General features: G+C 66.2%; 12 protein-coding genes and 1 tRNA gene. 5 read left to right on the top strand and 8 right to left on the bottom strand.

Features of this window, described 5'->3' with window-relative positions:
• Positions 1 to 55 precede the first annotated feature (55 nt).
• From BST15_RS12455 to BST15_RS12440, 4 genes are all read left to right on the top strand, one after another.
• Positions 56 to 643, top strand: coding sequence for a hypothetical protein (locus tag BST15_RS12455; protein WP_234708193.1), 588 nt, complete (start codon positions 56 to 58; stop codon positions 641 to 643).
• A gap of 84 nt (positions 644 to 727) precedes the next feature.
• Positions 728 to 1,150: a DUF3052 domain-containing protein gene (locus tag BST15_RS12450; RefSeq protein WP_046188338.1), complete on the top strand. Its 423-nt coding sequence runs from the start codon at positions 728 to 730 to the stop codon at positions 1,148 to 1,150.
• A complete protein-coding gene (locus BST15_RS12445) occupies positions 1,150 to 1,611 on the top strand; it encodes a peroxiredoxin (RefSeq protein ID WP_046188308.1) in 462 nt (153 codons plus the stop codon). Before BST15_RS12450 ends, BST15_RS12445 begins: the two co-directional genes overlap by 1 nt.
• A 130-nt stretch (positions 1,612 to 1,741) precedes the next feature.
• Positions 1,742 to 1,816 (top strand) — tRNA-Val (locus BST15_RS12440).
• Positions 1,817 to 1,825: 9 nt separating this feature from the next.
• On the opposite strand, the gene BST15_RS12435 is transcribed toward BST15_RS12440, so the two are convergent.
• A complete protein-coding gene (locus BST15_RS12435; protein WP_046188307.1) occupies positions 1,826 to 2,032 on the bottom strand; it encodes a hypothetical protein in 207 nt (68 codons plus the stop codon).
• Positions 2,033 to 2,039: 7 nt separating this feature from the next.
• Positions 2,040 to 2,456, bottom strand: coding sequence for an ArsR/SmtB family transcription factor (locus BST15_RS12430; RefSeq protein ID WP_046188306.1), 417 nt, complete (start codon positions 2,454 to 2,456; stop codon positions 2,040 to 2,042).
• Between the two features lie 120 nt (positions 2,457 to 2,576).
• On the opposite strand from BST15_RS12430, the gene fadD8 reads away from it, so the two are divergent.
• Positions 2,577 to 4,169, top strand: a complete 1,593-nt coding sequence (gene fadD8 / locus BST15_RS12425) for a fatty-acid--CoA ligase FadD8 (protein WP_046188305.1) — start codon at positions 2,577 to 2,579, stop codon at positions 4,167 to 4,169.
• Between the two features lie 2 nt (positions 4,170 to 4,171).
• On the opposite strand, the gene BST15_RS12420 is transcribed toward fadD8, so the two are convergent.
• From BST15_RS12420 to BST15_RS12395, 6 genes are all read right to left on the bottom strand, one after another.
• A complete protein-coding gene (locus BST15_RS12420; RefSeq protein ID WP_046188337.1) occupies positions 4,172 to 5,032 on the bottom strand; it encodes an LLM class F420-dependent oxidoreductase in 861 nt (286 codons plus the stop codon).
• Between the two features lie 34 nt (positions 5,033 to 5,066).
• Positions 5,067 to 5,912, bottom strand: coding sequence for an SURF1 family cytochrome oxidase biogenesis protein (locus tag BST15_RS12415; protein WP_046188304.1), 846 nt, complete (start codon positions 5,910 to 5,912; stop codon positions 5,067 to 5,069).
• Positions 5,912 to 6,406, bottom strand: a complete 495-nt coding sequence (locus BST15_RS12410) for a low molecular weight protein-tyrosine-phosphatase (protein WP_046188303.1) — start codon at positions 6,404 to 6,406, stop codon at positions 5,912 to 5,914. The genes BST15_RS12415 and BST15_RS12410 overlap by 1 nt, the downstream gene beginning before the upstream one ends.
• Positions 6,399 to 7,082 carry an HAD hydrolase-like protein gene (locus tag BST15_RS12405; protein ID WP_109370686.1) on the bottom strand — a complete coding sequence of 228 codons (684 nt, stop codon included), beginning with the start codon at positions 7,080 to 7,082 and terminating at the stop codon, positions 6,399 to 6,401. The genes BST15_RS12410 and BST15_RS12405 overlap by 8 nt, the downstream gene beginning before the upstream one ends.
• Positions 7,083 to 7,190: 108 nt before the next feature.
• A complete protein-coding gene (locus BST15_RS12400) occupies positions 7,191 to 10,607 on the bottom strand; it encodes a DEAD/DEAH box helicase family protein (RefSeq protein WP_046188302.1) in 3,417 nt (1,138 codons plus the stop codon).
• Positions 10,604 to 11,629 carry a Fic family protein gene (locus tag BST15_RS12395; RefSeq protein WP_046188301.1) on the bottom strand — a complete coding sequence of 342 codons (1,026 nt, stop codon included), beginning with the start codon at positions 11,627 to 11,629 and terminating at the stop codon, positions 10,604 to 10,606. Before BST15_RS12395 ends, BST15_RS12400 begins: the two co-directional genes overlap by 4 nt.
• Positions 11,630 to 11,651 lie beyond the last annotated feature (22 nt).

The raw sequence follows: 11,651 nt of genomic DNA, 5'->3' as shown, positions 1-11,651 counted from the left end.
GGGGTGGGTGGGCTGATCTCGGCCTGATGGCGGGTACGCGGTAACGTTTGGCCTTGTGCTGACCCGATGGCGGACCGCCTCGCGCGCCCAGACGCGGCGACACGCCCGGGTCGGGGCGTCGGTAGCCGGTGTGGCAGCGGCGTTGGCCATGGGTGTGGTCGGCTGCACCAGCATCATCGGGGGTACCCCCGAGGCCGACACCTCCGAGGCTCCGGCCTACCGCTCGTCGGTGTCGGCGTCGATATCGGCCTCGGAGGCCACCTCAAGCATCCGGGAGACTCAGCGCCAGCAGTCGATGACGACTCAGGCGGTGCGCGGCGCGTGTGGCCGGTTCGCCTCCAGCAGCAGCGACGCCGTTGACGTGGTGAACAAGTACGTGGAGGCGTTCAACCACGGTGGGGACGTCTCCGGAACCGCCGGGCCTGCGGTCGAGGCCCTCAACCACAGTGCCGACGAGGTCGTGGCGGCGATCAACGAGAAGCTCTCGCCGGATCTGACCGACGCGTTCAACACCTATGCGCAGGCCGCGCGCGGTGTGGCGACCGCGATTTCCTCCAAGGCGCCGGTGTCGGTCTACAACGCCCGCAAAGACGAGCTCAACAGGGCCCGGGACAAGGGAATGCAGCTGTGCAAGGCGTTCTGAGTCCGCTCGCCCTGTCAAGCACAGCGAGCTGTGCAACGATGATTCACATCACATTCAGCGCTGATGATCGAAGGAGGTCGCACGTTGGTCGCGGCGGATAACGCCCCGAGCTTCGCCCGCAAACTGGGCATCGAGAGCAAGCAGTTGGTCCAGGAGTTCGGCTGGGACGAGGACGCCGACGACGACATCCGTGTCGACGTCGAAGAGGCGGCCGGCAGCGAACTGCTCGACGAAGACACCGATGAGGTGGTGGACGTCGTGCTGCTGTGGTGGCGCGACGGCGATGGTGACCTGGTGGACACCCTCATGGACGCGATCACCGCGTTGGCCGACGACGGCGTGATCTGGGTGTTGACACCCAAGACCGGCCGCTCCGGTCATGTGCAGCCCGCCGAGATCGCCGAAGCGGCGCCGACCGCGGGTCTGATGCCGACGTCGTCGGTCAACCTGGGGGACTGGAGCGCCAGCCGTCTGGTGCAGCCCAAGTCCCGCGCTGGGAAGCGTTGATGCTGCAGGTCGGCGCGCAGGCCCCTGATTTCACCCTCAAGGACCAAAATCAGCAGCCGGTGAGCTTGAGCAGTTTCCAGGGCGATAAAAACGTCCTGCTGGTGTTCTTTCCGCTGGCCTTCACCGGCATCTGCCAGGGCGAGCTGGATCAGCTGCGCGATCACCTGCCCAGCTACGTCAATGACGACAGTGTGGCGCTGGCGATCTCGGTCGGTCCGCCGCCCACCCACAAGATCTGGGCGACCGAGAGCGGATTCCTGTTCCCGGTGCTCTCGGACTTTTGGCCGCACGGCGCCGTCAGTGAGGCCTACGGGGTGTTCAACTCCGACACCGGCTTTCCCAACCGTGGCACGTTCGTCATCGACAAGGCCGGCATCATCCGGTTCGCCGAGATGAAGCAGCCCGGTGAGGCGCGCGATCAGCAGCTGTGGCTCGACGCCCTGGACGCCCTCAAGTCCTGACCCCCCACTGGCGAGCGCGCGTGTCTGCACGTCGACACGCCGCCGTTGGCGGCATTGTGTGCACGCTCGCCGCGGGTGTCGTGGCCGTTTTGGGTCTGCGGTACCGATCCGGGTAACCTGCCCGAGGCAGGGGCGCGTAGCTCAGTGGTAGAGCTCTGGTTTTACACACCAGCGGTCGGCGGTTCGATACCGTCCGCGCCCACCAGTGTTGCGCTCAGTGCGAATGCGCGTGGCCCGCATGCTCCAAACCCACCTGATGCACATGAGGATGGCTGTGCACCGTTCCGTCGTCATGGGTGTGCTCGTGTGAATGCTCGACGTGGGCGTGCTCGTGCGCGTCATGGATGTGGTTGTGCGTCAGCTCGTCATGGGTGTGCGCGTGTGGCGTTGCGTGATCGTGCTCGTGGACATGGTGCGACATGGGTGGCTCATCTCCCTTGTTCGATGGCGCGTTGCCGCAATTCGGGCAGCGCCTCTTCGGCGGTGGCCGAGAGTGTGTGGGTGGCACGGTGATGCGGCGGCACCCCCGGCCCGGCATGCTCGGCATTGAAGACGGCGTCGGTCACCAGCTGGCAGACGTGCTCGTTCTCCATGCTGTAGAAGATCGTGGTGCCCTCGCGGCGGGTGCGCACCAGGCGGGCCATCCGCAGTTTCGCCAGGTGTTGTGACACCGACGGCGCCGGCTTGCCGACGTGCTCGGCGAGTTCGTTGACCGACATCTCTCTGCTGGTCAGTGCCCACAGCACCTGCACCCGGGTGGCATCGGCCAGCATGCGGAACACCTCGACGATCAGGCCCACCTGATCCTCCGGCAACCGATCCGCCGGACCATTATCTGCATGCATACGCAAATAATAAGTCTTGGGGTGTCGACGGTGTCAACCCCATGGCTCCTCCCAGAGGCCGATGGGGCGGTCGGTAAGGTCCAGCGGGCAAGCTTTCAGCGCTCTAGCGGAGGTAATTCGATGTCGACGCAGTCACTGCGCCAGCCCATTCACTCCGGGCATCTGACCGTGGGCGCCCTCAAGCGCAACAAGAACAAGCCGGTGCTGTTCCTCGGCGACACCACGCTCACCGGTGGTCAGCTCGCAGAGCGCATCAGCCAATACATCCAGGCCTTCGACGCACTCGGCGCCGATGCCACCGGCCTGCTGTCGCTCAACCGCCCCGAGGTGCTGATGATCATCGGCGCCGGGCAGATCCGGGGCTATCGGCGCACGGCCCTGCATCCGCTGGGCTCGCTGGACGACCACGCCTACGTGCTGGCCGACGCCGAGGTGAGCACGCTGATCATCGATCCCACACCCGCGTTCGTGGAGCGCGCCCTGGGGCTGCTGGAGAAGGTACCGTCGTTGCGCCAGGTGCTGACCATCGGGCCCGTTCCGGCCGAGCTCGAGGGCAAGGCCATTGACCTGGCGGCCGAGGCGGCCAAGTACGCCCCGCAGCCGCTGGTGCCCGCCGACCTGCCCGCCGACCACATCGGCGGTCTGACCTACACCGGCGGCACCACCGGCAAGCCCAAGGGCGTCATGGGCACCGTGTCGTCGATCACCGCGATGACCACCACGCAGCTCGCCGAGTGGGAATGGCCCGAGCACCCCAAGTTCCTGATGTGCACCCCGCTCTCACACGCCGGCGCAGCGTTCTTCGTGCCGACCATCATCAAGGGCGGTGAGCTGGTGGTGCTCACCAAGTTCGACCCGGCCGAGGTGCTGCGGGTGATCGAGGAGCAGAAGATCACCGCCACCATGCTGGTGCCGTCGATGATCTACGCCCTGATGGACCACCCGGACTCACACACCCGCGACCTGTCGTCGCTGGAAACGGTGTACTACGGCGCCTCGGCCATGAACCCGGTGCGGCTCCAGGAGGCGATCGACCGCTTCGGCCCGATCTTCGCCCAGTACTACGGCCAGTCCGAGGCCCCCATGGTGATCACCTACCTGGCCAAGGGCGACCACGACCAGAAGCGCCTGACCTCCTGCGGGCGCCCGACCCTGTTCGCCCGGGTGGCGCTGCTGGGCGACGACGGCGAGCCGGTGCAGCAGGGCGAGGTCGGCGAGATCTGCGTGTCCGGGCCCCTGCTTTCCGGCGGCTACTGGAAGCTTCCGGAGGCCACCGCCGAGACGTTCAAGGACGGCTGGATGCACACCGGCGACCTGGCCCGCGAAGACGAGGACGGCTTCTACTTCATCGTCGACCGCACCAAGGACATGATCGTCACCGGCGGCTTCAATGTGTTCCCCCGCGAGGTCGAGGACGTCATCGCCGAGCACCCGTCGGTGGCCCAGGTGTGCGTGATCGGCACCCCCGACGAGAAGTGGGGCGAGGCCGTGACCGCGGTGGTGGTGCTGCGTCCGGGCGCGGCCAGCGATGACGATGCGGTGGCCGCGATGACCGCCGAGATCCAGTCCGCCGTCAAGGAGCGCAAGGGCTCGGTTCAGTCACCCAAGCAGGTGGTGGTCGTGGAGTCAGTGCCGGTGACCGCACTGGGCAAGCCCGACAAGAAGGCGGTGCGGGCCCAGTTCTGGTCCGGCGAGGCACGTTCCGTCGGCTGAGTTCAGCGCAGCGCTGCGGCCAGCTGCCGCCACTGCTCCCGCGGAAACGCCCGCGGGTCGGTGTCGAGCAGCTGGACGCAGACGTGGTCGGCGCCGGCGGCCCGGTGCTCGGCGATCCGAGCGGTCACGTCCTCGGGGGTGCCCCAGGCGATGAGCGCGTCGAACAACCGATCGCTGACGTCGGCGATGTCGGCTTCGGAGAATCCCGACCGCAGTAGGTTGTTGGCGTAATTGGGCAGGGCCAGATAGGAGCCCAGCCACTTGGTGCCGAGCTCGCGTGCCTGCTCGCGGCTGGCGCACAAGATTCCGGTCAGCTCGGGCGCCAGCAGCGGTCCCGCGCCGAGTTGTTCGCGGGCATACCGGGTGTGCTCGACGGTGCTCAGGTAGGGGTGGGCACCCCGGCTGCGGGTGGCGGCCAGGTTCAGCATCTTGGGGCCGAGCGCGGCCAGCACCCGGGAGTCGGCCGGCACGGGTGTCTCGGCGGCGTCGAGCCCGTCGAGAAACTCGGTCATGGCCCGCAGCGGCCGCCGGTACCGACCCGGGTCGCCGGCGTCGATCAGCGGGGCGTGGCTGACGCCGATACCCAACAGGAAACGGTCACCGTGTGTGGCGGTGAGCGAGGCGTGCGCCGCCGCGACGTCGGCCGGCGCGTGCATCCACAAGTTCAGGATGCCGGTGGCGATGACCACGTGCCGGGTGGCTGCGAGCAGGTTGGCCACCGAGTCCAGCACCGGGCCGCCGACATCGGGGATCCACAGCGCGCCGAAACCCAGTTCCTCCAGTTCGGCGGCCGCGTCGGCGGCCTCACCCTGATCGCCGTAGCGCAGCGGGGCACTCCAGATACCGACACCCGAGATGTTCACCATCAGCCCAGGATGGCATAGCGGTCGCGATGGCTTATCTGCGGCGGCCGTATCGGTCGGCGAGCTTCTGCTCGACGGTCTTCGGCGGCGCGGGTTCATCGGCGCCGTCGTCGCCGTCGTGCTCCTGGGCTTCAGAGCGCTCCGTGCGGCGCGCACGCAGCTCGGCAAAAGCGAAGTACCCCAAACCTATTGGCGCCAGAATCCCGAACGCGATCCACTGAATCCCGTAGGACAGAAACGGCCCGTTGTCACGGCGCGGCAGCGCGATCACACCGAGGCCGCCGGGCTGGTCGTCCACCAGCTGCAGATAGGACCCGGCCAGCGGCACCCCGGTGACCTGCGCGACCTGGTCGGTGCTGATCGAATAGACCTGCCGAAAACCGTTCTCGGTGAACGGGTTCTTGCCCGCAATGGCCGGCTGGGAGTCGCGCAGGCGTGCGGTGATGGTCACCTCGGAGTTCGGCGGCGGGGGAATCTCCGGCAGCCGCGAGCCGCCGTCGTCGGTGCGCACGTACCCGCGATTCACCAGCACCGTCGGCCCGCCTTTGACCGCGAACGGCGTCAGTACCTCGACGGCCGGAACTCCGTCAATCACCCGAAGCCGGACCAGCACCTGCGCCTCGGCCACGTAGTGCCCGGTGGCGGTCACGGGCCGCCACTGGTCGTCCGGAGCCGACGAATCCTGATGTGGCAGCAGTGTCGTCACCGGTACCGGCTCGGCGGTCAGCGCATGTTCGAGCTGGCTGTTGGCCCGCGACGTGGTGGTGTTCTTGCCCAGTTGCCACGGCGCCAGCACGGTGAAGCACAGGTAGGCGAAGCCCAGCACCACCGCCGCCAGAGCCAGCCAGTTCGGGCGCAGCAGGAAGGCCAGGCGTCGCATCAGCCGGTCTCGCCCGCCGCCAGCTGCCCGTCGACCCAGTCGTGCAGGCCCGGCAGGGCGGCCGCTATGACGGTGAACGCCCGCACGAAGTCGTCGTGGTCGCCGTAGTAGGGATCGTCGACGTCGGGAACGGCCGCACCCGAGCGCGGATCGAAGGACCGCAGCATCCGGATCCGCTCGGCGGGAATGCCCAGACCCTGCAGCAGCCCGACGTGATTGCGTCCCAGCGCTATCACCAGATCGGCCGCCTCATGGTCGGGGCCGACCTGGGCGGCGCAGTGTTCCACCGGGTAGCCGTTGTCGGCCAGCACCCGGTTGGTGCGTTCGTCTGCGCCCTTGCCGACGTGCCAGCCGGCGGTGCCGGCGCTGGTCACCCGTACGGCCTCGCCCAGCCCGCGTTGCGCGAGCTGGTGGGCGAACATCTTCTCGGCCATCGGTGAGCGGCAGATATTGCCGGTGCAGACGAACGTGACATGCAGCGCGGGCTCAGACACCGAGCACCTCCCGGAGTTCGGCAATGGTCTGTACCCGGGCGAGGGGACCGCCGGGGGCGTCAGCACCGGCGTCGGTGGCGTCGTCATAGTCGGCCTGGCCGTAGCCCCAACCGACCAGCACGGTGTCGATGCCGTGGGCGGCGGCACCGTCCACGTCGTGACGGCGATCGCCCACCATGAGCACCCGTGCCGGCAGCGGTGCCAGCTGCCCCAGTGCGTGAGCGACCACGTCGGACTTGGCGGATCGAACGCCGTCGACACTGGCCCCGGCGACCACCTCGAAGAATCCGTCGAGCCCGAAGTGCGCGAGGATCTTGCGCGCCGTCGGCTCGACTTTGGAGGTGGCCACGGCCAGCCGAACTCCGGCGGCGTGCAGGTCGCTCAGTAGTGCGGCGACGCCGTCGAACGGCGTGTTCATCTGCCACCCGCGGCTGGTGTAGTCGGCTCGGTAGGCGGCCACCGCGGCATCGGTCTGCTCGCCGAGGCCCATCGCTGCCAGCGTGTGATGCATCGGCGGTCCGACGAGCTGTGCAGCCAGATCACCCTCGGGAATCGGCGCACCGATGTGATCCAGCGCGTGCCGGAAGCTGGCGACAATCCCGTCCGCGGAATCGGTCAGGGTGCCGTCCAGGTCGAAGATCACCAATTCGGCGGCGGCGGTGTTCGTACGCGTCACGCTTCTATTGTGGCTGATCGGGTTTTGGCGTTTGAATCGCTGCCTGACGGCCGGGCCACGGGATCTGGACCATGCGGTGAAATGCCCGCCTCTGCGCGACAACGCACCCTAAGCCACGACGTCGCTTGGCTCGGCGTTGGCTTTTATGGTGCGCAGGATGGCGACGATGCCGTCCACGTGGGCTTCGTCGAAGACGGCTTCCGGCCCGGTGGGGGCGCGGTCGGTGAACGGAGACTCGTAGAGGCGCGCCGGGTCCATCAGCCCGTTATGGGTGAGCTCATCAACGATCAGGGTGACGAAACGGACCTGGTCGACGGTGAACGCCGTGCCGTCGAGATACTCTCCGAAGGCTTCGACCGCTGCAGTTCGGTCCAGGCCCACCAGCGAGCGGATGAACAGCCCGAGACCGTGCGCATGCTCCCTGGCCAGGGCGATGTCTGCGGGGTCTCCGGCGCCGCTGTCGATCAGCATCTGTTCCAACGCCTGTAGATCGCCGGTGGTGAGCGGCTTGTTGCGGCGCAGTCGCTGTAGGGCCACGTGGTCTTGGTGCGCCCGCAGGTAGGCAGCGGCCTTGGCCTTGAATCGCTCCGGGTTGGTGCCCGGCGTGATATTGGGCAGATCGATCAGGGTGGCTTCGCCGAGTTCGTCTTCGAAGTCGGTGTAGACGGTGTTCTGCACGGTCTTGTCGAGGAAAGTGATCAGGCTGCGGAGTCGGCGTCGGGCGTGTTCGAGCATCGGCAGGGTGACGTCGATCCACCACGAGTCGCCGGCCACGTCGTCGAGCAACTCTTGCTGGACGGCCACCGCTGGGATGGTGGTCTTGGCGAGCAGTCCGGCGGCGATGGTTTGAATCTGCTCGCGTAGACGCTCGGCGCCAACAGCGTCGGCCTCCAGTTGAGCGAGCTGGCGGCGCAATACCAGCAGGTCGAAACGTTTGGCGGCCTCGTCGTCGTCTTTGATGGTCGAGGGCAGCCCTGCGAGGTGTTCGGCGATATCTCCGGCGGCCTGGGTGTTCAACTCGGCCCACGCCGGCCACTGCCCATACTGCTCCACCCATCTGCGGTGCGGCCGGACCAGGAAGTTCTCCAGATTCATACCGACCACGACGCGATGGAGCAGCCACGCGGTGTCGACCCGCAGGCCGCGTTCGGTCTGATCGCCGGCTCCTTCGGCAGGCTCGGGCTCGCCAGCCGGACTGACGGCATCGAGTGCGGTGATCAGACCCAGTCGAGTCTCAAAAAGACTTTGCTGCAAAGACTTCTGGGCTGAACCTTCCGAACCGGGCAGATCCTGGTTGAAGAATTCGAGGTTGCCGCAGAAGTCGAAGACGTAGAAGTTGTCCTTGTGCCGGTCCGGCCCGTAGAGGTCTTTGCGCAGCCGGGTGCCACGGCCGATCATCTGCCAGAACTTGCTCTTGGAACGGACCCGCTTGAAGAACACCAGGTTCACAACCTCGGGCACATCGATGCCGGTGTCGAGCATGTCCACCGAGATCGCGATGTGTGGTGCCTTCTCGGCGACCGAGAAGTCATCGATCAGGCTCTGGGCGTAGGTCGTCGAATGAGTGATCACGCGCGCAAAATGTCCGGCGTGTTCTGGGTATTGATCATCAAAGCGACGCGCAATGAACTCGGCGTGTTTCTGACTCTTGGCGAAGATGATGGTCTTGCCCAGCCTGTCGCCGCCGGCGACCTTGTGGCCCTTGTCCATCAGGGTGGCCAGCACCTTGTCGACGGTGTCCTCGTTGAACAGGAACCGGTTAAGCTCCTCTGCGGAAACCCCGTCGGGTGGGTCTTCGTCCTCGCCCCAGTCCAGGGCATCCCACTCGTCGCGTTCGGCCTCGCTGAGCTCGTCGTAGCGGATGCCCCGCTCCAGGAACTTGGTGCCGACAGACACCCCGACCGGTGGAACGAGAAAGCCTTCGGCGACAGCCTCATCGAGGCTGTAGGCATCGGTTGGCACGCCGTCTTCGAGGTGGAAGAGCCGGTAGGTGTTGTGGTCGACCTCATCTTTCGGGGTAGCGGTGAGGCCTACAAGCAGTGAGTCGAACCAGTCGAAGATCGCCCGGTACTTCTGGTACACCGAGCGGTGCGCCTCGTCGATGACGACAAGGTCGAAGTATCCCGGACCGAAGGTCCTCAACCCCGAATCGGTGTCGTTGATCAGGTTCATCATCGTCGGATACGTCGAGGCGTAGACCCGGCCGTCGGCGATCTTCTCAGTAACCAGATTGACGGTGGTGACCGTCGGCAGGTGGGTCTTGAAGGCATTGACGGCTTGATTAACCAGCGCGGTTCGATCCGCCAGGAACAGCACCCGTTTGACCCAGCCGGCTTTCATCAATTGATCGACCAGCGCGATCACGGTTCGCGTCTTGCCGGAGCCGGTCGCCATCACCAGCAAGGCTTCGCGCTGTTTGGTGGTGAACGCGTCATCGATGGCCCGAATGGCGCGATGCTGGTAATGCCGCTCGACGATCGCGCTGTTGATCGGAGCCTCGTGTAGGGGTTTCCGCGTGTGACGGCGGTGTACCAACAGTTCCAACTCATCGCGCGTGAAGAAGCCCTGGACTTCACGGGGCGGGTAGCCGCCGGCGTCGTCCCACAACCAATGCTCGTATCCGTTGGTGTAGAAGATGACCGGCCGGCGACCGGTCATCTGTTCCAGGCAGTCGGCGTACAGCTTGGCCTGCTGCCGGCCGATCTCCGGGCTTGTGGTGGTGCGCTTGGCTTCGACTACCGCCAGTGGCAGCCCGTCGGCGCCCCACAAGACGTAGTCGATGTAGCCGATGCCATCGTTATTCGGCATGCCGGTGACCGGGTATTCGCGGTCGCGCGCTTCGGCCAGCGGCCACCCGGCCTCGGCCAGCAGCACGTCGATGAACCGGTCGCGGGTTTGCGCTTCGGAGTAATCGCGGTCATCGACTTGCTGCTTGGCGGCCTGGACTTCCCTGAGTTCCTGACGCAGCCGGGCAAGTTCGGCGTCCTTGGCGGCGGCGAGCTCGTCCTTCTCTTGCAGGGCTCTGGCGTGCGCCTCGTCTTGGGCTCGGAACCGCTCGGCGAGCTTGGCGACTTCCGCGCGGCTCAGCGGTGCGGCCTTGGCGGCACGTGCCGGATCGAACGCGATCTTGAGCGGGGCCGCCTGCGGGTGCGTCGAATAGTGGAAGACCGCCCAGACCATCACATGATGCAGTTCGCGCAGCGCATCCAACGCCGCCCGTGGGGGGATGGGGCGCGGTTCGTGGACTGCGGTATTGCCCAGTTTGCGAATCAGGTTGAGTTTCTGGGCGATACCCATGCCCGCCTTGGCGCGAAAGGCAGCGTCATTGATGCGTGCCGATAGGTCGTCTCGGTAGGGGATCGGCAGTCCCAGCACGTCATAGAGGTGATTGACCAGTTGCTCCACGGCGCGGCGGCTGTAGAAGCAGGCCGAGCGGGGGTCGGTGGTGGCGTAGCTTTCGGCGCGGGCGCAGTCGGCGTGCAATTCCGTCCAGCCGACAGCCTGTATGAAGGCGAAGTTACTCAACGGGTGCCCCTCTGGTGTTGGCCCTTGATTGATGCGTACGCCTCTACAGCGCGGCGGGTGCTTCGCCAAACTCCGTCAGATCCCTGTGCAGCGTCGAGTCGCCCGCGCACGGCGGCCTGTCGCAGCGCGGCGACGCTGAATTGTTCATCGGCCAGCGACGCCAGCGGTACCAGTCGAGCGGGGCCGGCCAGGCTGGGCACGATGAAGCGATTGAGGTTGTCGTACATCGCTCGGGCCAGTATCTCGCCCAACGGTCCGTGGTCACCCTCATCGCCTTTCTGCATGGCGGCAAGGTAATTGGAGCGTTGTGTCTTGAGGACGATGACCGGCGGGTAGCCGAGTCGAACCAGGATCAAGTTGAGGGCGAGGCGACCTGTACGGCCATTACCGTCGATGAAGGGGTGGATGCATTCGAACTCGTTGTGGATCTCGGCCAAGAGCTCAGGAACAGGAACGGCCGCCGAACTGGTCCGGCCGAGGTCGTCTCTGCGTGATGCGACGAGGTCGATCCAGTCGCGGAGCCGCGCGGGTACCAGCGGCCAAGACGGCGGCTTCATGCCGCCGGCGAATGCGGCGATCTCGTGTTCACGGAACATGCCCGGAGCTTCACGCTCAGTGGCGTCGGGATGCGGTGCGATGTCCCATACCGGTGTCATCGCCAGGCGGTGGATCTCGCTGACCTCGCTGATGGAGATGAGGGTGCCGTCATGACGTTCGTCTGCGCTTAGGGCACGTGAATAGACCCATCGGGCGGCCACCCCGTAGCCCTGAACTTCCATGTACTCCTTGAGAGGTTTGGAGCCCACCGCGCGGCCCCGCTCCAACAGTGCCTCGACTTCCCGCAGGGCCAACGTGTTGCCTTCGAGAGCAGTGGAGTGGTGGGCTTCCAGGTGCCAGATGTCGGACCAGACGAACTCGGATTCCTTCGGAGAGGGCAGTCCACCGAGGCGCTCTTCGAGTTCTTGGATGGCTGCGTCGAGTCGTGCGTAGACCGTTGCACGTGTCGGGCGGCCCCGTGCCATGCCGCCTCCTAGTTGATCACTC

Origin of the sequence: Mycolicibacter arupensis, assembly GCF_002086515.1 — a bacterium.
Classification (GTDB): Bacteria; Actinomycetota; Actinomycetes; order Mycobacteriales; family Mycobacteriaceae; genus Mycobacterium; species Mycobacterium arupense.
This window is presented reverse-complemented; position numbering and strand designations above follow the sequence as displayed.

Bases quoted from the DNA above. Each gene is read 5' to 3' on its own strand.
- BST15_RS12445 (WP_046188308.1), top strand. From the start codon at position 1,150: ATGCTGCAGGTCGGCGCGCAGGCCCCTGATTTCACCCTCAAGGACCAA.
- BST15_RS12435 (WP_046188307.1), bottom strand. From the start codon at position 2,032: ATGTCGCACCATGTCCACGAGCACGATCACGCAACGCCACACGCGCAC.
- BST15_RS12430 (WP_046188306.1), bottom strand. From the start codon at position 2,456: ATGCATGCAGATAATGGTCCGGCGGATCGGTTGCCGGAGGATCAGGTG.
- fadD8 (WP_046188305.1), top strand. From the start codon at position 2,577: ATGTCGACGCAGTCACTGCGCCAGCCCATTCACTCCGGGCATCTGACC.
- BST15_RS12415 (WP_046188304.1), bottom strand. From the start codon at position 5,912: ATGCGACGCCTGGCCTTCCTGCTGCGCCCGAACTGGCTGGCTCTGGCG.
- BST15_RS12395 (WP_046188301.1), bottom strand. From the start codon at position 11,629: ATGGCACGGGGCCGCCCGACACGTGCAACGGTCTACGCACGACTCGAC.